General features: G+C 44.0%; 27 protein-coding genes. All 27 read right to left on the bottom strand.

What is annotated here, in order from left to right; translation table 11 throughout:
• Positions 1 to 4 precede the first annotated feature (4 nt).
• The 27 genes from rpsH to rplJ all read right to left on the bottom strand — a co-directional run bounded on the left by rpsH (position 5) and on the right by rplJ (position 21757).
• Positions 5 to 403: a 30S ribosomal protein S8 gene (gene rpsH / locus FFL34_RS09855; RefSeq protein WP_138603301.1), complete on the bottom strand. Its 399-nt coding sequence runs from the start codon at positions 401 to 403 to the stop codon at positions 5 to 7.
• 29 nt (positions 404 to 432) lie between these two features.
• Positions 433 to 618 (bottom strand): type Z 30S ribosomal protein S14, encoded by a 186-nt coding sequence (locus FFL34_RS09850; RefSeq protein ID WP_077324032.1) that lies wholly within the window; start codon positions 616 to 618, stop codon positions 433 to 435.
• 30 nt (positions 619 to 648) lie between these two features.
• Positions 649 to 1188 carry a 50S ribosomal protein L5 gene (rplE, locus tag FFL34_RS09845; protein WP_138603300.1) on the bottom strand — a complete coding sequence of 180 codons (540 nt, stop codon included), beginning with the start codon at positions 1186 to 1188 and terminating at the stop codon, positions 649 to 651.
• Positions 1189 to 1215: 27 nt separating this feature from the next.
• On the bottom strand, positions 1216 to 1527 hold the full coding sequence (rplX, locus tag FFL34_RS09840) for a 50S ribosomal protein L24 (protein ID WP_138603299.1): 312 nt from the start codon (positions 1525 to 1527) through the stop codon (positions 1216 to 1218).
• Between the two features lie 36 nt (positions 1528 to 1563).
• Entirely contained in the window at positions 1564 to 1932 is a 369-nt protein-coding gene (rplN, locus tag FFL34_RS09835) for a 50S ribosomal protein L14 (RefSeq protein WP_138603298.1), read from the bottom strand.
• Positions 1933 to 1974: 42 nt separating this feature from the next.
• A complete protein-coding gene (gene rpsQ, locus FFL34_RS09830; protein ID WP_138603297.1) occupies positions 1975 to 2238 on the bottom strand; it encodes a 30S ribosomal protein S17 in 264 nt (87 codons plus the stop codon).
• A 22-nt stretch (positions 2239 to 2260) separates the two neighbouring features.
• Positions 2261 to 2461, bottom strand: a complete 201-nt coding sequence (gene rpmC / locus FFL34_RS09825) for a 50S ribosomal protein L29 (RefSeq protein ID WP_138603296.1) — start codon at positions 2459 to 2461, stop codon at positions 2261 to 2263.
• Positions 2451 to 2885, bottom strand: coding sequence for a 50S ribosomal protein L16 (gene rplP, locus FFL34_RS09820; RefSeq protein ID WP_138603295.1), 435 nt, complete (start codon positions 2883 to 2885; stop codon positions 2451 to 2453). The genes rpmC and rplP overlap by 11 nt, the downstream gene beginning before the upstream one ends.
• Positions 2886 to 2903: 18 nt before the next feature.
• Entirely contained in the window at positions 2904 to 3545 is a 642-nt protein-coding gene (gene rpsC, locus FFL34_RS09815; protein ID WP_138603294.1) for a 30S ribosomal protein S3, read from the bottom strand.
• A gap of 3 nt (positions 3546 to 3548) precedes the next feature.
• On the bottom strand, positions 3549 to 3890 hold the full coding sequence (gene rplV / locus FFL34_RS09810) for a 50S ribosomal protein L22 (protein ID WP_138603293.1): 342 nt from the start codon (positions 3888 to 3890) through the stop codon (positions 3549 to 3551).
• A gap of 18 nt (positions 3891 to 3908) precedes the next feature.
• Positions 3909 to 4187 carry a 30S ribosomal protein S19 gene (rpsS, locus tag FFL34_RS09805; protein ID WP_138603292.1) on the bottom strand — a complete coding sequence of 93 codons (279 nt, stop codon included), beginning with the start codon at positions 4185 to 4187 and terminating at the stop codon, positions 3909 to 3911.
• 59 nt (positions 4188 to 4246) lie between these two features.
• Positions 4247 to 5077 (bottom strand): 50S ribosomal protein L2, encoded by an 831-nt coding sequence (rplB, locus tag FFL34_RS09800; protein ID WP_138603291.1) that lies wholly within the window; start codon positions 5075 to 5077, stop codon positions 4247 to 4249.
• A 28-nt stretch (positions 5078 to 5105) separates the two neighbouring features.
• Positions 5106 to 5393, bottom strand: a complete 288-nt coding sequence (gene rplW / locus FFL34_RS09795; RefSeq protein ID WP_138603290.1) for a 50S ribosomal protein L23 — start codon at positions 5391 to 5393, stop codon at positions 5106 to 5108.
• Entirely contained in the window at positions 5390 to 6016 is a 627-nt protein-coding gene (rplD, locus tag FFL34_RS09790) for a 50S ribosomal protein L4 (RefSeq protein ID WP_138603289.1), read from the bottom strand. The genes rplW and rplD overlap by 4 nt, the downstream gene beginning before the upstream one ends.
• A 26-nt stretch (positions 6017 to 6042) precedes the next feature.
• A complete protein-coding gene (rplC, locus tag FFL34_RS09785; protein WP_138603288.1) occupies positions 6043 to 6672 on the bottom strand; it encodes a 50S ribosomal protein L3 in 630 nt (209 codons plus the stop codon).
• A gap of 30 nt (positions 6673 to 6702) precedes the next feature.
• Positions 6703 to 7011 (bottom strand): 30S ribosomal protein S10, encoded by a 309-nt coding sequence (gene rpsJ, locus FFL34_RS09780; protein ID WP_138603287.1) that lies wholly within the window; start codon positions 7009 to 7011, stop codon positions 6703 to 6705.
• A gap of 13 nt (positions 7012 to 7024) precedes the next feature.
• Positions 7025 to 7171 carry a hypothetical protein gene (locus FFL34_RS18255; protein WP_171046339.1) on the bottom strand — a complete coding sequence of 49 codons (147 nt, stop codon included), beginning with the start codon at positions 7169 to 7171 and terminating at the stop codon, positions 7025 to 7027.
• A gap of 329 nt (positions 7172 to 7500) precedes the next feature.
• Complete coding sequence (gene tuf, locus FFL34_RS09775) at positions 7501 to 8691, bottom strand: elongation factor Tu (protein WP_138603286.1); 1191 nt, start codon at positions 8689 to 8691, stop codon at positions 7501 to 7503.
• A 121-nt stretch (positions 8692 to 8812) separates the two neighbouring features.
• The gene (fusA, locus tag FFL34_RS09770; protein ID WP_138603285.1) at positions 8813 to 10891 is read right to left on the bottom strand and encodes an elongation factor G; all 2079 of its coding nucleotides are present in this window, start codon (positions 10889 to 10891) and stop codon (positions 8813 to 8815) included.
• 41 nt (positions 10892 to 10932) lie between these two features.
• Positions 10933 to 11403, bottom strand: coding sequence for a 30S ribosomal protein S7 (gene rpsG, locus FFL34_RS09765; protein ID WP_138603284.1), 471 nt, complete (start codon positions 11401 to 11403; stop codon positions 10933 to 10935).
• Between the two features lie 35 nt (positions 11404 to 11438).
• Positions 11439 to 11861, bottom strand: coding sequence for a 30S ribosomal protein S12 (gene rpsL, locus FFL34_RS09760; protein ID WP_138603283.1), 423 nt, complete (start codon positions 11859 to 11861; stop codon positions 11439 to 11441).
• A gap of 135 nt (positions 11862 to 11996) precedes the next feature.
• The gene (locus FFL34_RS09755) at positions 11997 to 12248 is read right to left on the bottom strand and encodes a ribosomal L7Ae/L30e/S12e/Gadd45 family protein (protein ID WP_138603282.1); all 252 of its coding nucleotides are present in this window, start codon (positions 12246 to 12248) and stop codon (positions 11997 to 11999) included.
• Positions 12249 to 12371: 123 nt separating this feature from the next.
• Positions 12372 to 15983 (bottom strand): DNA-directed RNA polymerase subunit beta', encoded by a 3612-nt coding sequence (gene rpoC / locus FFL34_RS09750; RefSeq protein ID WP_138603281.1) that lies wholly within the window; start codon positions 15981 to 15983, stop codon positions 12372 to 12374.
• Between the two features lie 120 nt (positions 15984 to 16103).
• Entirely contained in the window at positions 16104 to 19646 is a 3543-nt protein-coding gene (rpoB, locus tag FFL34_RS09745) for a DNA-directed RNA polymerase subunit beta (RefSeq protein WP_138603280.1), read from the bottom strand.
• Between the two features lie 483 nt (positions 19647 to 20129).
• Positions 20130 to 20732 (bottom strand): class I SAM-dependent methyltransferase, encoded by a 603-nt coding sequence (locus FFL34_RS09740; protein WP_138603279.1) that lies wholly within the window; start codon positions 20730 to 20732, stop codon positions 20130 to 20132.
• Positions 20733 to 20820: 88 nt separating this feature from the next.
• Positions 20821 to 21186 carry a 50S ribosomal protein L7/L12 gene (rplL, locus tag FFL34_RS09735; protein WP_138603278.1) on the bottom strand — a complete coding sequence of 122 codons (366 nt, stop codon included), beginning with the start codon at positions 21184 to 21186 and terminating at the stop codon, positions 20821 to 20823.
• Positions 21187 to 21250: 64 nt separating this feature from the next.
• Entirely contained in the window at positions 21251 to 21757 is a 507-nt protein-coding gene (gene rplJ, locus FFL34_RS09730) for a 50S ribosomal protein L10 (protein WP_138603277.1), read from the bottom strand.
• Positions 21758 to 21779 lie beyond the last annotated feature (22 nt).

Here is a 21779-nt window from a genome sequence, read left to right as displayed (position 1 = left end):
AATGTTACCAGACATATGCAAGCACTTCTCCACCGACAGCCTGTGTGCGTGCTTCTTTGTCTGTCAATACTCCGTTTGATGTTGATACGATTGCGACACCAAGGCCATTAAGTACACGAGGTACCTCATCAGCTTTTGCGTAAACACGCAGACCTGGTTTACTTATCCGTTTGAGGCCGGTAATCACTCGTTCATCTTTAGCACCGTATTTTAGGAAAATACGAAGGATACCTTGCTTATTGTCTTCAACGAACTCGTAATCACGAACAAAGCCCTCACGCTTAAGGATATCAGCAATCTCCTGTTTGATTTTAGAAGCCGGAAGCTCTAATTTTTCATGCCGCACCATATTGGCGTTACGGACGCGGGTCAGCATATCTGCGATTGGATCTGTCATAACCATTACTACATTACCTCCTTCCCAAATCGGGTTTACCAGCTTGCTTTTTTGACGCCTGGAATTTGGCCTTTATAGGCAAGTTCACGGAAACATATACGGCATAGTTTAAATTTGCGAATTACTGAATGTGGGCGGCCACAGCGTTCACAACGAGTATATTCACGTACTTTAAACTTTTGTGGACGCTTTTGTTTCGCAATCATTGATTTTTTAGCCACAATTTTCCCTCCTTAAGATTAGCCCTTGGCTTATTTCTGGAAAGGCATGCCGAGCTGAGTCAGCAATTCACGTGCCTCTTCATCCGTATTGGATGTAGTTACAATAACAACATCCATACCACGTACTTTGCTTACTTTATCGTAATTGATTTCCGGGAAAATCAGCTGTTCTTTAATACCAAGCGTGTAGTTGCCACGGCCATCAAAAGCTTTTTTGGATATTCCGCGAAAGTCGCGAACGCGTGGAAGTGAAACCGCAATTAGTTTTTGCAGAAATTCATACATCCGTTCGCCTCTTAACGTAACTTTTGCACCAATCGGCATTCCCTCACGTAAACGGAAGCCAGCTATTGATTTTCTAGCACGTGTAACTACCGGTTTTTGACCGGAAATGAGCGCAAGTTCCTCTACAGCATTGTCCAATACTTTCGTGTTTTGAACAGCATCGCCAACACCCATGTTGACAACAATCTTTTCGATCTGAGGTACTTCCATTACGGAATCATATTCAAATTTATTCATCAAAGATGGCATAATTTCATCCTGATATTGTCGTTTTAATTCATTCATCACGAGAGCCCTCCTTTCACCTGCGATCTATTTATCTAATGCTTCACCGGACTTTTTAGCGATACGAACCTTTTTCCCATCACGTGATTCATAACCAACCCGTGTTGGCTCGCCGGTTTTTGGATCGATTGGCATTACATTGGAAACATGGATAGCAGCTTCCTGGTTCAGAATCCCGCCCTGTGGGTTATCCTGTGAAGGTTTTGCATGTTTCTTAATCATGTTAATACCTTCCACCAGTACACGTTCTTTTTTCGGATACGCTTCTAATATCGTTCCTTCTTTTCCACTGTCTTTGCCGGAAATAACTTTTACTTTGTCACCTTTTTTCACATGCATGCTTTACGCACCTCCTTGGCAAGGCTTTTCTTTTTCTTACAATACTTCCGGAGCAAGAGATACGATTTTCATGAATTTTGCCTCGCGCAATTCGCGCGCAACCGGTCCAAAAATACGAGTGCCTCGAGGGCCCTTGTCATCACGCACAATTACGGCAGCATTTTCATCAAAACGAATATAAGATCCATCATTACGGCGCACTCCGGACTTTGAACGAACGATAACTGCTTTAACAATTTCGCCTTTTTTGACAACGCCTCCTGGTGTAGCGTGTTTCACCGTGCAAACAATTACATCACCAATGTTGGCTGTCTTGCGGCCCGATCCGCCCAAAACTTTGATGGCTTTTACTTCGCGAGCACCAGAGTTATCTGCAACTTTTAAATTAGTTTCTTGTTGAATCATATCGCTGTGACCTCCCTTCGGATACCTTCCGAGCGAACTTATTTATATAATGACCGCTTCTTCAACGATTTCAACCAGACGGAAACGTTTCGTAGCTGACAGCGGACGGGTTTCCATGATCTGAACAACGTCGCCATTTTTAGCTTGGTTATTTTCATCATGTGTTTTAAACTTTTTGGAATACTTAACACGTTTGCCATAGAGCTGATGGAACTTGTAAGTCTCAACTAACACAGTGATAGTTTTGTCCATCTTATCGGATACGACACGGCCTGTGTAAACTTTCCGGTTATTACGCTCACTCATATCAAGGCAACCTCCTCTCAGGTTAATTATTGATGCTTAGTTCACGCTGGCGTACAACAGTTTTCATGCGGGCAATTGACTTCTTCACTTGACGAATGCGCGCAGTGTTTTCTAGTTGACCTGTTGCGAGCTGAAAGCGTAAATTAAAGAGTTCTTCTTTTAACGACTTTACTTTTTGTTCAATTTCGGCAGTGGTTAGTTCCCTAATTTCATTAGCTTTCATTTGATTCACCACCAATTTCTTCACGTTTTACGAATTTAGTTTTAATCGGCAGTTTATGAGAAGCAAGCCGCAACGCTTCACGCGCAACCTCTTCGGATACACCTGCTATTTCAAACATAATTTTCCCAGGCTTCACTACTGCTACCCAGCCTTCGGGAGCACCTTTACCGGAACCCATACGTACCTCAAGGGGCTTTGCAGTATATGGCTTATCAGGAAATATTTTAATCCATACTTTACCGCCACGTTTCATGTAGCGAGTCATCGCGATACGAGCAGCTTCGATTTGACGGCTAGTAATCCAAGTCGGTTCAACAGCCTGCAGGCCATATTCACCAAAGGCTACTGTCTTCCCACCCTTTGCTTGACCTTTCATACGGCCACGGTGCTGTTTGCGGTATTTAACACGTTTAGGCATTAACATTATGCATGTCCCCCTTCCTTAGTTTTCTGTTTTCGTTGGAAGGACTTCTCCACGATAGATCCACACTTTAACACCCAATTTACCGTAAGTGGTGTCTGCTTCCGCTGTACCATAATCTATGTCGGCACGCAGTGTGTGCAATGGAACCGTTCCTTCACTATAATGTTCCGCGCGGGCAATATCAGCTCCGCCGAGACGTCCGGACACTTGTGTTTTTATACCTTTTGCTCCGCCACGCATAGCGCGCTGAATCGTTTGCTTCTGCGCACGACGGAACGAAATACGGTTCTCAAGTTGACGAGCAATATTTTCGGCAACAAGCGTTGCATTTAAGTCAACCTTTTTGATTTCAACGATATTAATGTGAACACGTTTGCCTGTCAGGCTGTTCAAAGATTTACGCAAAGCTTCAACTTCAGAACCGCCTTTTCCGATAACCATTCCAGGCTTCCCGGTGTGAATTGTTACATTCACGCGATTTGCTGCACGTTCAATATCAATATGGGAAACAGCAGCTGTTCTCAGACGGTTTTCAAGATATTCTCTGATTTTAATATCTTCGTGAAGTAAGTCTGCATATTCGCTGCCGGCATACCATTTTGACTCCCAGTCACGGATGACGCCAACGCGAAGGCCATTTGGATTAACTTTTTGACCCACTGACTACCCCTCCTTCTTTTCTGTTACCACGATTGTAACGTGGCTAGTGCGTTTATTGATTTGGCTTGCGCGTCCCTGTGCACGCGGACGGAATCTTTTCAATGTGACACCTTCATCAACAAAAGCTTCAGATATCATCAAATTATCGGCTTCCATTTCGTAATTATGCTCCGCATTTGCAACTGCAGAGTTCAAAACCTTCTCCACAACCGGTGAAGCTCCACGTTGTGTGTGACGCAAAATAGCAATTGCTTCGCCGATTTCTTTTCCTCGAATCAAATCTATGACTAAACGAACTTTACGAGGAGCAATACGAACAGATTTCGCTACGGCTTTTGCTTGCATGTAGAGTGCCTCCTCTCATTAGCGTTTTGTTTTCCTATCATCGCCAGAATGCCCTTTAAACGTACGGCTTGGCGCGAATTCACCCAGTTTATGACCGACCATGTCTTCTGTAACATAGACAGGCACATGTTTACGACCGTCGTATACAGCAATCGTATGCCCTACAAAATGTGGGAAAATAGTGGAACGACGGGACCAAGTCTTAATGACTTGTTTTTTATTAGATTCATTTAAATTCTCGACTTTTTTCAAGAGATGGTCATCTGCAAAAGGTCCTTTCTTCAAGCTACGACCCATGGATAAACCTCCTTTCACGGATAGATGGCAGTACTTTCTATTGCCGTCTCAAGTTCCGGTTATTTTTTGCGTTTGCGAACAATATACTTATCTGAAGGCTTATTACGCTTACGTGTCTTATAACCGATTGTTGGTTTGCCCCAAGGTGATACTGGTGATTTCAAACCGATTGGTGCACGTCCTTCACCACCGCCGTGTGGGTGATCGTTCGGGTTCATAACAGATCCTCGGACGGTAGGGCGTTTACCAAGCCAGCGTGAGCGTCCTGCTTTACCAACACGAACAAGTTCATTTTCAATATTTCCTACTTGACCGATTGTAGCACGGCAAGTGGACAATACCAAACGAACTTCAGCCGATGCCAGGCGTACTAGTGTATATTTACCTTCGCGACCGAGTACTTGTGCATCCGCTCCAGCAGAGCGTACCAATTGGCCTCCGCGGCCTGGCTTCAATTCAATGTTATGAATAATCGTACCGACAGGGATATTAGCTAATGGCAGTGCGTTGCCTAGTTTAATGTCAGCATCTTGACCGGATATGATCTCCTGTCCAACTTTAATACCTTTCGGTGCCAAGATATAGCGCTTTTCACCGTCTGCATAATGAATCAATGCTATATTAGCTGAACGGTTCGGGTCATATTCAACCGTGGCAACTCGTCCTTGAATGCCATCTTTATCACGTTTGAAGTCAATGATACGGTATTGGCGCTTGTGGCCGCCGCCTTGATGACGAACTGTCATTTTCCCCTGGTTGTTACGTCCGCCGCGTTTATACAATGGGCTTAACAGGGTTTTTTCCGGAGTGTCAGTCGTTATTTCCGAAAAATCAGATGCAGACATATTCCGCCTGCCGTTTGAAGTTGGTTTAAACTTTTTAATCGCCATCTTTTTCCCTCCTTCACTTGTTTGTTATTTAGCCTTCAAAGAAGTCCAGTTCTTCACTGTCTTCTGAAAGCTGCACAATAGCTTTTTTACGGTCCGGACGATAGCCACCATAACGGCCCATCCGTTTGAATTTACCTTTAACATTCATTGTATTTATTTTATCTACTTTGACGTTAAAAATAGATTCAACAGCTTCTTTAATCTCCGTTTTATTAGCCTTCGAATTCACTTCGAATGTGTATTTCTTTTCCGACATTAAATCAGCAGATTCTTCTGTGATGACAGGGCGCTTTATAATATCACGTGAATCTTTCATTGTGCAAGCACCTCCCCTGCTTTTTCAGCTGCATCCTTCGTTATAATCAGCTTATCATGCTGCAGTAAATCTAATACATTCACTTCTTTCACCGTAAGCACATGGACATTTGGAAGATTATTTGCCGAGCGGGCAACGTTAACGTCTTCTTCCTCTGTTACAATTAGCGCTTTTGTGTCCGCATCAAGTGCAGCAAGCATATTCTTAACCTCTTTAGTCTTCGGTGCATCGATGGCAATGTTATCTAAAACAAACAAATTGTCTTCTTTCACCTTCGATGACAGTGCTGACCTTAGTGCTAAACGACGTACTTTTTTCGGCAATTTATAACTGTAGCTACGTGGGGTCGGACCAAATACTGTTCCTCCGCCTACCCATTGTGGTGAGCGAATTGAACCTTGACGTGCACGGCCCGTACCTTTTTGGCGCCATGGTTTGCTACCTCCGCCTCGTACTTCCGAGCGATTCTTTACCTTGTGTGTTCCTTGACGCATTGACGCACGCTGCATCACAACCGCCTCGTGCAACACATGTGTGTTTGGCTCAATACCGAAAACGGCGTCGTTCAAATTGATGTCTCCGGCTTGAGACCCATCTTGTTTTAATAGTGCTACTTTAGGCATGACATATCCTCCTTTCGTTTCTATGATTAATTAGCCTTCAATGCATTCGTTACTTTTACGAATGACTTTTTTGCACCTGGAATGTTGCCTTTAACCAGCAGAAGGTTACGTTCAGTATCCACGTTTACCACTTCAAGGTTCTGGATAGTCACTTGCTTTCCACCCATCTGACCAGGAAGTTTCTTACCTTTAAACACGTGCATGGAGTTGATATCACCCAATGTACCTGGACCTCTATGATAATGGGAACCGTGCGTTTCCGGACCACGTTGTTGTCCATGTCGCTTAATTGCACCTTGGAACCCTTTCCCTTTCGTGATACCAGTTACATCAATCATGTCTCCCGCAGCAAAAATATCAACGCCAAGCTCCTGACCAACGTCATATTCATCAGGGTTTGCGTTACGGATTTCACGAACGTAGCGCTTAGGAGTTGTACTTGCTTTTTCAGCATGACCTTTCTCCGCCTTCGTTGAACGTGATTCCTTTTTGTCGGCAAAACCGAGTTGTACTGCTTCGTAGCCATCGTTTTCCATTGTACGTTTTTGAAGAACTACGTTTGGCTCTGCTTGAATGACCGTCACCGGTGTCAGTTCACCTTCTTCTGAGAAGAGCTGAGTCATGCCGATTTTGCGGCCTAAGATTCCTTTCGTCATCCGTTACACCTCCTATAATAAGTCAATTAATTATAATTTAATTTCAATATCAACACCAGACGGTAAGTCGAGTCGCATAAGTGAGTCAACTGTCTGTGGTGTTGGGCTCACGATGTCGATTAAACGTTTATGCGTACGCATTTCAAACTGTTCACGAGCATCTTTAAACTTATGTGTTGCGCGCAATACCGTGTAAACAGATCTTTCTGTAGGTAATGGTATTGGCCCGGAAACATTCGCCCCTGATCGCTTTGCAGTATCCACGATCTTTTCAGCGGATTGATCTAAAATGCGATGATCATAAGCTTTTAACCGAATTCGAATCTTTTCTTTTGCCATTATTTTCCCTCCTTTACGTCCATTTTAAATAGACAAGCTCCATGAAAATTTCTTGACCACCCGCCATGGCAAAGGGGCCGGGTGTATCAACAACCTTCCACTTCATCACTTTTTGACGAACATTAGTATTATAATAAATAGTGATGAGTTTAGCAACCATTGATTTCTCCATCAATTAATTGCGCACATCTATGTATTATACAAACTTAGTAGTCCATTTGCAAGGGTTTTATATGGATTTCCTTAAAAAGTATGTGTCACAACGCTAAGTCTTCTATGTTAATAAAATCATACAGATCCATGATTCTTTTTGGCCTTTATAACGAGAACGCAAGCATGCTTGCAGGATAAGGACGCAACGCCCTGTATGACGGAACTAGGCGTGGTTGATTGGGTACCTTAGTTTCCTGTGCAACCTAAATCTATAAAATCCTTGATATCAAAAAACAGACAGCGCGGCGCCTCGCTGCCTGTTTTCTTCTTATTTAATTACTCCTGGATTGTTGTAACAACACCAGATCCTACCGTACGTCCACCTTCACGGATGGAGAAACGTGTACCGTCTTCAATGGCAATTGGAGAAATCAGCTCAACCTGCATTTCAACGTTGTCACCAGGCATTACCATTTCTACTCCTTCTGGAAGTTGGATAACACCAGTTACGTCCGTCGTACGGAAGTAAAACTGCGGACGATAGTTAGCAAAGAACGGTGTATGACGGCCACCTTCATCTTTGGACAGTACATAAACTTCTGCTTTAAACTTTGTATGTGGTGTGATGGAACCCGGTTTAGCCAAAACTTGACCGCGGTTGATGTCTTCACGTGATACACCGCGCAGAAGCGCACCAATATTGTCACCTGCTTCAGCATAGTCAAGAAGCTTACGGAACATTTCCACACCTGTAACTGTTGTTTTTCTTGATTCTTCAGCAAGGCCTACAATTTCAACATCGTCCCCTACTTTAACTGTACCGCGTTCAACACGACCAGTAGCAACAGTACCGCGTCCAGTGATGGAGAATACGTCCTCAACTGGCATCATAAACGCCTTATCATGGTCACGCTCTGGTGTTGGGATGTACTCATCAATCGCTGACATCAGTTCCATGATTTTTTCCTGATGCTCTTCATCACCTTCAAGAGCTTTCAAAGCTGAACCTTTAACTACTGGAATATCGTCTCCAGGGAAGTCATATTCTGTTAACAGGTCACGTACTTCCATTTCAACAAGTTCAAGAAGTTCCTCGTCGTCAACCATATCAACTTTGTTAAGGAATACAACAATCGCCGGAACACCAACGTTACGTGAAAGCAGAATATGTTCACGCGTTTGTGGCATTGGACCATCAGCAGCAGATACTACCAGGATAGCTCCGTCCATTTGCGCAGCACCAGTGATCATATTTTTAACATAGTCAGCGTGGCCCGGGCAGTCAACGTGAGCATAGTGACGACCTTCTGTTTCATATTCAACGTGGGATGTAGCGATTGTAATTCCACGTTCTTTTTCTTCTGGAGCATGGTCAATTTGGTCAAATGCCATTGCTGCGCCTTTACCTGATTTTTGATGCATTGTTGTTGTAATGGCTGCAGTCAGTGTTGTTTTACCATGGTCAACGTGGCCAATCGTTCCAATATTAACGTGACTTTTTGAGCGGTCAAATTTTTCTTTAGACATGTATAGTTCCTCCTTTAATAAATAAAAATAATTATTATAATTTATATCAAGCAAGGGGAAGCGATCACGCTCGCCCTTAGCCTTCTATAAATGTTATACGTCAGTTGACAGGAAAAATCAATTATTCTCCCATGTTTTTCTTAATAATCTCTTCGGAAATGCTCTTCGGTACTTCCTCGTAATGGTCAAAGTGCATGGTAAATGTTCCTCGACCTTGTGTGTTGGAACGTAGAGATGTTGCATACCCGAACATTTCAGCGAGCGGTACAAACCCTCTAACAAGCTGCGCAGGTCCGCGTGGCTCCATTCCTTCCACACGTCCGCGGCGGGATGTTACATCACCCATAATGTCTCCCATATATTCCTCAGGGATAACCACTTCTACCTTCATCATTGGCTCAAGTAAAACTGGCTTACACTTACTCTTAGCTTCCTTAAGTGCCATGGATCCCGCAATCTTAAATGCCATTTCATTCGAGTCGACGTCATGGTAGCTACCATCAAACAATCTTGCCTTGATGTCAATCATTGGGTAACCAGCTAGGACGCCATTTTCCATAGCTTCACGGATCCCCGCTTCAACAGATGGGATGTATTCCCGTGGTATAACACCGCCAACGATTTTATTTTCGAATTCAAATCCTGCGCCTTCTTCGTTCGGTTCGAATTCGACCAATACGTGGCCGTACTGACCTCTACCACCGGACTGACGGATGAATTTCCCTTCAACTTCTGCTGAAGAGCGGAATGTTTCACGATAGGCCACTTGCGGTGCACCAACTTGTGCTTCCACTTTAAACTCAACCTTCAGTCGATTAACGATAACGTCAAGATGTAATTCACCCATGCCAGATATAATTGTCTGACCTGTTTCTACGTCAGTTTCCGTTTTGAACGTCGGGTCTTCCTCAGCTAGCTTGCCGAGTGCAATCGCCATTTTATCTTGGTCTGCCTTTGTTTTTGGCTCGATAGCAACGGAAATAACCGGATCTGGAAATTCCATTGACTCAAGGACAACAAGATCTTTTTCATCACAAAGTGTTTCACCTGTAGCGGTATCCTTAAGTCCAACTCCTGCAGCAATTTCACCTGCATAAACCGTTTTGATTTCTTTACGCGAATTTGCGTGCATTTGCAAAATTCGACCGACACGTTCACGCTTATCCTTCACGGAGTTTTTAACGTATGAGCCGGAATCAAGTGTACCTGAATATACTCTGAAGAATGTCAACTTACCTACATACGGATCTGACATGACCTTAAATGCAAGTGCAGAGAAAGGTGCACTGTCGTCTGATGGGCGTGTTGTCTCTTCCTCAGTTTCAGGATCAAAACCTTCAATTGGAGGCACATCCGTTGGTGCAGGAAGATAATCAATCACACCGTCCAACACCAGTTGAACACCTTTATTCTTAAATGCTGAACCGCAGTAAACAGGATAGAATTCAACGTTCAACGTCGCAGTACGAATAGCTTGTTTAAGCTGCTCGTTGGAGATTTCTTCACCTTCAAGGTATTGCATCATTAAATCTTCGTCAAGTTCTGCTACAGATTCCACCAGCTCTGCGCGTAATTCTTTAGCTTTTTCTTTGTAGTCATCAGGAATTTCACGAGCCTCTGCACGTGTTCCCAATTCATCCTCGTAGTAGAACGCCTGCATCGTCACCAAGTCAATAATACCCTCGAAATTATCTTCAGCACCGATAGGTAGTTGCACCGCACGCGCATTGGCACCTAGGCGTTCTTTAAGTGTATTTGTTGAGTACATGAAGTCCGCGCCAACTTTGTCCATCTTATTAACAAAGACAACTCGTGGCACACCATAAGTTGTCGCCTGCCGCCACACTGTTTCGGTCTGGGGTTCAACACCTGATTGGGCGTCAAGTACAGTGACCGCCCCATCAAGCACACGCAGTGAACGTTCAACTTCGACGGTGAAGTCCACGTGACCTGGCGTATCAATAATATTTATACGGTGGTTTTTCCACTGGGCTGTTGTAGCAGCAGATGTGATTGTAATTCCACGTTCCTGCTCTTGTTCCATCCAGTCCATCTGTGATGCGCCTTCGTGGGTCTCACCGATTTTGTGAATACGTCCTGTATAGAAAAGAATACGCTCGGTAGTAGTGGTTTTTCCCGCATCAATATGCGCCATAATACCGATATTACGCGTCTTTTCCAAGGAGAACTCTCTGGCCATGTATTCTTCTCCTTTCTGTTGTAAGCTTTATCAAGTTTTTATTACCAGCGGTAGTGTGCAAATGCTTTATTGGCTTCAGCCATTTTATGCATTTCCTCACGGCGTTTAACAGATGCTCCTGTATTGTTGGAGGCATCAAGAACTTCGTTTGCTAGACGTTCTTCCATGGTCTTTTCTCCACGGAGACGTGAGTAGTTAACAATGTAGCGAAGTCCTAGTGCCTGACGGCGTTCCGGACGCACTTCCATTGGCACCTGATAGTTCGACCCGCCTACACGACGTGCACGAACCTCCAGTACAGGCATAACATTCTTCATGGCCTGCTCGAAAATTTCCATTGCATTTTGACCGCTTCGTTCTGAAACTATCTCAAATGCTTTATATAGTATTTTTTGTGCTTTACCTCGCTTACCGTCTATCATAATTTGGTTAATCAGACGAGTTACTAGCTTAGAGTTATATAGCGGATCTGGCAAGACATCGCGTTTTGGTACTGGTCCTTTACGTGGCATATGTCCCCCTCCTTTCCCGTTTTTGTATTAACAATCTATTTTTTCTTCGCTTTTGGCTTCTTCGTGCCGTATTTCGAACGACCTTTAGCACGTCCTTCAACACCAGCAGTATCAAGCGCACCACGAACAATATGATAACGCACACCTGGCAAGTCTTTCACACGACCACCACGAATAAGGACAACACTGTGCTCCTGCAGGTTGTGACCAATTCCTGGAATATATGCCGTCACTTCCATACTATTGGAGAGACGCACACGTGCATATTTACGAAGTGCTGAGTTTGGTTTCTTTGGTGTGAGTGTGCCGACACGTGTACAGACACCACGCTTTTGCGGTGAATTAAGTTGTGTGAATCCCTTTTTAAAACTGTTGTACCCCCAGTTTAATGCTGGTGAGTCATACTTTTTTGGTTTATTCACACGACCTTTACGTACAAGTTGATTTATTGTAGGCATCCTTGTTTTCCTCCTTTCAAACGTAAGTAGTAATGATTTGCAGATTGCCACCAAAATGCGGTTTGTAATACCACATATCCAGGTGGTTCATCTTTTTGCAAAAAACAAAGCTTTCGCGAAAAGTCGCCAAAACTTCTATTGTTTTACTGCCACAGCTGATGCATCTACGTCAATTCCGCATGCGGAACCTAGTCTTTTTTTCGAATCGACACGACGGTACGGAACTTCTAGCTCTTCAGCCAGTTTTTCTACCTTCTGTGTGACTTCCCAATCAGCATCATCAGCAATAAACACTTCACTTGCAGCACCATTTCTAATTGCCTTAAGTGTTTGTTTCGTTCCGATCACCAGGTTTTTCTGGAACCGGGTTACTTTTTCATAAGACATTTTGCATATCCTCCAAAGCAACAATGTAATCGGAAGCACCCTGGATATATTACCATTCTCTTTTTTTATTGTCAATGTTATTTTCCATTTATTTTGGGTGCTTCCGGTTTTTTTACAAATTAATTATCGTACTGTTTCTGTCTCTTCGTTTTCTTCTATATTTTCTTCTGGGTCATCTGTTTCTGCTTCCAAATTGCGGTAACGGTTAATACCAGTACCCGCAGGAACCAGTTTACCAATGATGACATTTTCTTTTAGACCCAACAACTCGTCACGCTTACCTTTTATGGCGGCATCAGTCAGTACACGTGTTGTTTCCTGGAAGGATGCAGCTGATAAGAAGGAGTCTGTCTCTAAGGATGCCTTCGTAATTCCGAGCAGAACCGGTTTACCAATAGCTGGTTGTGCACCTTCCTGCAGTGCTGTACGGTTTGCCTCTTTGAACTGGTGAATCTCCAGTAATGATCCTGGGAGTTCACTTGTGTCACCAGAGTCAACAACACGGATCTTACGCATCATCTGACGAACCATTACTTCTACGTGTTTGTCACCAATTTCGACACCTTGCATGCGATATACTTTTTGCACTTCACGCAATAGATACTGCTGCACGCCTTCGAAACCTTGCACTTTTAGCAGCTCTTTCGGATCGACTGAACCTTCTGTGAGTTCTTGTCCAGCAATCACTTCATCACCGGCGGTAACCTTCATACGAGCATTATACGGAACCGGATATGTGCGCTGTTCCACTTCACCCTGGACAACAATTTCCTGTTTGTCTTTTCCTTCTTTGATTTCCTCAACAGTACCATAGACCTCACTGATGACTGCCTGCCCTTTCGGATTACGCGCTTCAAACAGCTCCTGGATACGCGGCAGACCCTGTGTGATGTCATCTCCCGCTACACCACCTGTGTGGAATGTACGCATGGTTAACTGTGTACCAGGTTCACCAATGGATTGTGCAGCAATAATACCAACTGCTTCGCCAACTTCTACTTCATTACCCGTGGCGAGGTTGCGTCCATAACATTTCTTGCAGACACCATGTTTTGTATTGCACGTGAATACCGAACGGATAATAACTTCTTCAATGCCAGCTTCAGTTACTTGCTTGGCCTGATCTTCCGTCATTACCTCATTTTTCTCAACTAAGATCTCACCTGTTTCCGGGTGGCGCACATTTTCAAATGCCGTACGTCCAACCAGACGGTCAATAAGTGGCTCGATCACCTCGGTTCCGTCTTTCAGTGCAGCAACTGTTAGACCGCGGTCCGTTCCACAGTTATCTTCACGTATAATGACATCCTGCGCCACGTCCACAAGGCGTCGTGTTAAATATCCAGAGTCAGCTGTTTTTAACGCCGTATCAGCCAAACCTTTACGAGCACCGTGTGTTGAAATAAAGTATTCCAGTACTGTCAGACCTTCACGGAAGCTGGATTTAATCGGTAATTCAATGATCTTCCCTGATGGGTTGGCCATAAGACCACGCATACCTGCAAGCTGTGTGAAGTTGGACGCATTACCCCTGGCTCCTGAATCACTCATCATAAAGATTGGGTTACGGTTATCAAGTGATTCCATCAGCCTTTCCTGGATGTCGTCCTTCGCTTTTGACCAAATTGCAATAACACGATCATATCGTTCATCATCCGTGATTAGACCACGTCTAAATTGCTTAAGTACCTTATCAACATTATTCTGTGCCTCATCAAGAATCTCTTCTTTTTCGCCAAGTACAACAATATCAGATACACCGACTGTCATACCTGCCCTAGTTGAGTAACTGAAACCAAGATCCTTCATACGGTCAAGCATTCTGGATGTTTCTGTAATCTTAAACCTTTTAAATACTTCCGCAATAACATCGCCTAATATACCTTTTTTGAACGGCGATATGAGATCACGGCTCTTAATTTCCTCCACTATGTCAGTTCCCTGTTCAACAAAGTATTTTTCCGGCGTCTCGATTTCTAAGTTGTGTTTAGTCGGTTCGTTAATGAACGGGAAGGACTCTGGCAATATTTCATTGAATATAAGTTTACCAACGGTCGTCAATAGCATCTGTTCTTGCTGTTCTGCAGTAAATGATTTTTTGTTCAGGCTAGATGCTTTAATTGCAATTCTTGAATGTAAGTGAACATAACCATTTTGGTAGGCTAGCAGCGCTTCGTCCGTATCTTTAAATCGGCTTCCTTCTCCAACCGCACCTGCACGTTCAAGTGTTAAATAATAGTTACCTAAAACCATATCCTGTGATGGCGTAACAACTGGTTTACCGTCTTTCGGGTTCAGGATGTTCTGCGCAGCAAGCATCAGAACGCGTGCCTCTGCTTGCGCCTCAGCAGAAAGCGGCACGTGTACAGCCATCTGATCTCCGTCAAAGTCAGCATTATAAGCCGTACAGACTAGCGGGTGCAGGCGAATAGCCCGACCTTCCACTAATACAGGTTCAAATGCTTGGATACCGAGACGGTGCAATGTTGGTGCACGGTTCAATAGTACCGGGTGTTCTTTAATGACTTCTTCCAATACATCCCATACTTCCGGATGCACTCGTTCAATCTTGCGTTTTGCCGATTTAATGTTATGCGAATAGCCTTTTTCAACCAATTCCTTCATGATAAATGGCTTAAACAGTTCCAGTGCCATTTCTTTCGGCAGGCCGCATTGATACATTTTCAAACTAGGACCTACAACAATGACAGAACGACCCGAATAGTCTACACGTTTGCCGAGCAAGTTTTGGCGAAATCGCCCTTGCTTTCCTTTTAGCATATGGGAAAGAGACTTTAGCGGACGATTCCCAGGACCTGTAACAGGGCGTCCACGGCGTCCATTGTCAATCAATGCATCAACCGACTCCTGTAGCATGCGCTTTTCGTTCTGTACAATGATGCTCGGAGCACCAAGGTCAAGCAATCGCTTCAGCCGGTTATTACGGTTGATGACCCGACGATACAAATCGTTTAAATCCGATGTTGCGAAACGTCCGCCATCAAGTTGAACCATTGGGCGGATTTCCGGCGGGATGATTGGTAACACATCAAGGACCATCCACGATGCGTCATTACCAGAATTGCGGAATGACTCAATTACTTCCAGACGTTTGATTGCACGGGTTCTGCGTTGCCCTTGCGCTGTTTTCAATTCCTCTTTAAGTGTTTCAGCTTCTTTGTCAAGGTCAATATCCTCTAGGAGTTTACGAATGGCCTCTGCCCCTATTTGCGCTTTGAACGAGGCACCATACTTATCATAATAAGCTCGATATTCCTTTTCAGATAATAGTTGTTTCTTCTCTAAAGGGGTGTCGCCCGGTTCTGTAACAATGTATGCAGCAAAGTAAATGACTTCTTCCAGCGCACGGGGAGACATGTCTAATACAAGTCCCATGCGGCTAGGGATTCCTTTAAAATACCAAATATGAGAAACGGGGGCAGCCAATTCAATATGACCCATACGTTCGCGGCGCACCTTGGCTTTGGTGACTTCCACACCGCATCGATCACACACAACCCCTTTATAGCGCACACGTTTATATTTACCGCAATGGCATTCCCAATCTTTTTGCGGTCCAAAAATTCGTTCGCAAAATAACCCGTCTTTTTCCGGCTTTAGTGTGCGATAATTGATTGTCTCTGGTTTTTTCACTTCACCGTATGACCATGAGCGAATTTTTTCCGATGAAGCCAACCCTATTTTCATATACTCAAAATTATTTACATCCAGCAAGGGTCTACCTCCCTTTTAGTGTCCGATTTTCCAGTCAACCTGAAAAGCAAGATGGAGGCCAGTTGGTTAAATATTCCAATTTCACCAACTGGCAATGTTCACCTCACATAACTGTTCGTCTCAGCTGTCTACTTCTTCAGTTTCCAGGTTTAATTTGCTTGCTGCCTGTGAATCCTCTTCTTCCAGTTCGCGCATTTCGATTTCAGACTCATCACTGGATAGCATTTTCACGTCCATTCCGAGGCTTTGCAGTTCCTTAATGAGTACTTTGAAAGATTCCGGCACTCCTGGTTCGCTTACGTTATCACCTTTAACGATTGATTCGTATGCTTTAACACGTCCAACAACATCGTCAGATTTAACCGTTAGAATTTCTTGTAATGTGTAAGCAGCACCATAAGCCTCAAGTGCCCAGACTTCCATTTCGCCAAAGCGCTGACCGCCGAATTGAGCCTTACCGCCCAATGGCTGCTGGGTAACAAGGGAATATGGGCCAGTGGAGCGGGCATGCAATTTGTCATCAACCATGTGGGCCAGTTTAATCATGTACATAACACCCACTGAAATACGGTTGTCAAGCGGCTCGCCCGTTCTTCCATCGTAAAGGATTGTTTTCGCATCCTTCGGTAATCCTGCCTCTTCCATCGTTTCCCATACATCTTCCTCGGTTGCTCCGTCAAAAACCGGTGTAGCCATATGCAGACCAAGCTGTCGTGCTGCCATTCCCAAATGCAGCTCGAACACCTGTCCGATGTTCATCCGCGAAGGAACACCAAGCGGATTCAGCATAATATCAAGCGGGGTGCCATCTGGCAGATACGGCATATCTTCCTCTGGCAGAATTTTTGAGATAACACCCTTGTTGCCGTGTCGTCCTGCCATCTTATCCCCTTCTGATATCTTCCGCTTTTGAACGATATACACACGAACGAGGTGGTTGACACCTGGAGATAACTCATCTCCATCTTCACGGTTAAAGATCTTTACATCGAGTACAATACCACCTGCTCCGTGCGGCACACGTAATGATGTGTCGCGGACCTCGCGTGCCTTTTCACCAAAAATGGCGTGTAGCAAACGTTCTTCCGCAGATAGTTCGGTTACCCCTTTAGGTGTTACTTTACCAACAAGAATGTCCCCATCGGAAACTTCTGCACCTACACGGATGATCCCATCCTCATTAAGATCTTTTAGTGCATCTTCGCCAACGTTCGGGATATCCCGAGTTATTTCTTCCGGTCCAAGTTTTGTGTCACGGGCTTCTGATTCATATTCTTCAATATGAATCGATGTGTACACATCGTCTTTAACAAGTCGCTCACTCATAATGACCGCATCTTCATAGTTATAGCCTTCCCATGTCATGAACCCAACGAGTGCATTTCGGCCCAGTGCTAATTCGCCGTTTTCCATCGAAGGGCCGTCAGCAAGAATTTCACCTTTCGTCACCCGATCACCTTTACTGACAATAGGGCGTTGATTGTAGCATGTTCCTTGGTTAGAGCGAATATATTTCTGCATCCGGTAAACGTCCAGGTCGCCTTTCACTTCCTTGCCATCGACTTCCGAAATACGACGCACACGTACTTCTTTTGCCTCGACATGTTCAACAATGCCTTCATTACGGCAAATGATAGCGGCACCAGAGTCCTTGCCGGAAACATACTCCATTCCAGTCCCTACAATTGGTGCTTCAGGTTCCATCAGTGGTACTGCTTGACGCTGCATGTTCGCACCCATCAAAGCTCGGTTAGAGTCATCGTTCTCCAGAAAGGGTACACATGCTGTTGCAGCTGAAACAACCTGTTTTGGTGAAACGTCCATATAATCAATTTTTTCACGGGGAACAACCGTGTTCTCACCTCGGAAACGAGCAATAACTTCATCTTCAGTAAAGGTTCCGTCATCATTTAATCGGGCGTTCGCTTGTGCGACAATATAGTTATCTTCCTCATCTGCTGTGAGGTAGTCCGTTTCGTTTGTCACTTGCCCTGTTTCCTGATCAACGCGACGATAAGGTGTCTCAATGAAACCAAACTGATTAACCTTCGCATAACTGGATAACGAGTTGATCAGACCGATGTTCGGTCCTTCCGGCGTTTCAATCGGGCACATACGACCGTAATGGGAGTAGTGAACGTCACGTACCTCGAACCCGGCACGTTCACGCGTTAATCCGCCGGGACCAAGAGCAGACAGACGTCGTTTGTGAGTCAATTCTCCTAACGGGTTTGTCTGATCCATAAACTGTGAAAGCTGCGAGCTGCCGAAAAACTCTTTGATAGACGCAATGACAGGCCGGATATTAATTAGCTGCTGCGGCGTTATACTTGATGTATCTTGAATGGACATCCTTTCACGCACAACCCGTTCCATCCGTGACAGTCCAATCCGAAACTGATTTTGCAGCAACTCTCCAACTGAACGAAGACGACGATTACCCAAATGGTCAATATCATCTGTACCGCCGACGCGATGCAACAGGTTAAAGAAGTAACTAATTGCTGATAAAATGTCTGCCGGTGTAATATGTTTCGTGCTGTCATCAACATTCGCATTACCGATAACCTCCAACTGGCGTTCACCATCAGGGTCTGTCGGGTCAACGATTTTAATCGATTGCAGGCGAATCGAATCGTCAAGAACTCCTTCATTTGGTTCAACGATTTTTTCACCTGTCATATGTTCCACATTTTCCAAATAAGGTGTGATTTTATCAAGCAACCGCCGTTCAAGTTTATCTCCCTTTTGTGCAATGACTTCGCCGGTTTCAGGATCGACGATTGGCTGAGCCAATACTTGATTGAACAAACGGTTTTTAATGTCCAATTTTTTATTGACCTTATAGCGGCCAACATGAGCCAGGTCATATCGCTTCGGATCAAAAAAGCGCGAAACAAGCAGGCTTCTGGCATTTTCAACTGTTGGCGGCTCTCCAGGACGCAAGCGTTCATAGATTTCAAGCAAGGCCTTTTCCGTCGTTTCCGTATTGTCTTTTTCCAACGTATTTTTGAGGTATTCATTATCACCAATAAGGTCAATAATTTCCTGGTCCGTACCAAAGCCTAGCGCACGCAAAAGCACCGTAATCGGTAGTTTACGCGTACGGTCTATCCTTACATAAACGACATCTTTAGCATCTGTTTCAAACTCAAGCCATGCTCCTCGATTTGGAATAACGGTCGCAGCCGCACCACGTTTGCCATTTTTATCATACTTTTCACTATAATAGACACTCGGTGACCGGACAAGCTGGGAGACGATAACACGTTCAGCTCCATTAATGATAAATGTACCGGTATCTGTCATCAACGGAAAGTCACCCATAAACACTTCCTGTTCTTTCACTTCACCGGTCTCATTATTGATTAGCCGGACTTTGACACGAAGCGGAGCATTATATGTGACATCCCGTTCTTTTGATTCGTCCACAGGATACTTCGGTTCTCCGAGACTGTAATCGACAAATTCAAGTGATAAATTACCCGCAAAGTCCTCTATCGGAGAAATATCCTGAAACATTTCCCGAATCCCTTCTTCCAAAAACCACTGATAGGAAGCGGTTTGGATTTCGATTAGATTCGGTAGCTCCAACACCTCGCTAATGCGTGCATAACTTCTACGCTGGCGGTGCCGTCCATACTGAACTAGTTGACCTGTCAACTGCTTCACCCCTCAAATCAAGCATTTTTCTTTCATAGATTTCTTACCTTATAACTTGAAAAATGACTATAATATTTGAAAAAACAACTGATTTGTCCATCAGTCATTTTTAATACGGTTTTAAGAAAGCGTCAGTCAGCTTCCGACCTTAACCTATTTGTAGACTCCACGAAGTCTCCCTAACACTTTCTGTCTAAAATACGAATGATTGCCACATAGCTAAAAATAACAATAGCACGCGTACTACTGTTTAATTAGTATTGACAATAACTTAAACCAACTGCCTAGTGTCAAACTTCTTCTAATCGGCAAGTAGAGACCCGCATTGATTGCCGCAGCCACTATAATAATAATCGATTCCATTATTGTCTCCGATTACCGATAAATTATACGTCTAATTTTTAAATAAAATTCCTCTTGACAACTTGACAAAGGAAGTCCCATATTAGCATTTTACTATCTTACCACACATGCCATTTAGGGTCAACCATTTGTGGCGACCAGTACGTAATACCCTTTACTACGGGTAGCCACTTTCACATCCTCAAAAAGGTCCTCAAGCCTTTGCATTGCGGATGGAGCGCCTTGTTTTTTTTGGATGACCACCCAGAGCCTGCCGTTCTGTAACAGGGCATTCCTGCTATCTTCAAACATTTGATGGACTACCTTTTTACCCGCACGAATCGGTGGGTTTGTCAGAATGGAAGCAAATTGCCGATTAGATAAATTGCCAAGTCGATCACTCAGTACAATTTCTACGTTTTCCATATGGTTACAGGCTGCGTTTTTTCTCGCAAGTGTGATAGCCCGTTCGTTGACATCTGACATAACAACATGTCTGTCTCGAAAGCTGTCGGCAACCGCGATACCGATTGGGCCATACCCGCATCCCAAGTCGAGAAAATCACCCGCAATATCCGGCTCTTCAAAATGTTCCAGCAATAATTTCGAACCATAATCAACTTCATTTCTTGAAAAAACGCCGTGGTCGCTTATAAACGTGTAATTCTTGCCTCGTAATAGGTAATTCCATTTCTTCGGTGAACTTTTGGATTGAGGATTGTGGGAAAAGTAATGATCAGCCATTTGGGCACCTGCTTTTTGTGATATTTACCAGATGAGATGAATATGTAGAAAGCCCGCCGTGACTCCGACGAGCTTCTTTATGGGACTATTACTTAAGTTCTATTGTTGCACCTGTTTCTTCAAGCTGGCTCTTAATTTCTTCGGCTTCTTCTTTAGAAGCACCTTCTTTAACAGCTTTAGGAGCATTGTCTACAAGATCTTTTGCATCTTTAAGACCAAGTCCGGTAATTTCACGGACTGCTTTAACAACTTTGATTTTTGAATCGCCGGCGTCGGTCAATTCTACATTGAATTCTGTTTGTTCTTCAGCAGCTTCTCCGCCGCCATCTCCGCCTGCAACAGCAACCGGTGCTGCAGCCGTTACGCCGAATTCTTCCTCAATTGCTTTAACAAGATCGTTTAATTCTAAAACAGACATTTCTTTAATCGCATCAATAATTTGCTGATTATCCATTGTTATTCCTCCATTTTAATTTAATAATTTCTATCGTCATATAGCTGTACTTAACAGTAACTGTTTACGCACCTTGCTCTTCTCTTTGATCCGCGATAGCTTTTGCTGCATAAGCAAAGTTGCGTACCGGTGCCTGAAGTACACTAAGCAGCATGGATACCATACCGTCGTAGTTTGGCAGTTCTGCAAGCTCTTGAATTTGTTCGATGGATGCAATTTCACCCTCGATGACGCCACCTTTGATTTCTAAAGCCTCATGCTCTTTGGCAAAGTTATTTAGAATCTTGGCAGGGGCAACTACATCATCATTACTGAATGCAATCGCCGTCGGTCCAACAAACGTATCGTTCAGCTCACTCAATTCCACAGCATCAGCCGCACGGCGTGCCATTGAGTTTTTATATACTTTAAAGTCAACATTTGCTTCACGCAGCTGTTTACGCAATTCCGTTACCTCAGCAACATCAAGGCCACGGTAATCCACTAGTAAAGTAGACTGGCTGTCACGAAATTTGTCGGCAATTTCCTGCACAACCTGTTTCTTTTGCTCGATAATATTGCTATTAGACATCGTTCCACCTCCTATTAAATGT

This window comes from Lentibacillus cibarius, assembly GCF_005887555.1.
Taxonomy (GTDB): domain Bacteria; phylum Bacillota; class Bacilli; order Bacillales; family Amphibacillaceae; genus Lentibacillus; species Lentibacillus cibarius.
Note: the sequence above shows the minus strand (reverse complement) of the source record. Positions and strands in the feature narration are given on the sequence as shown.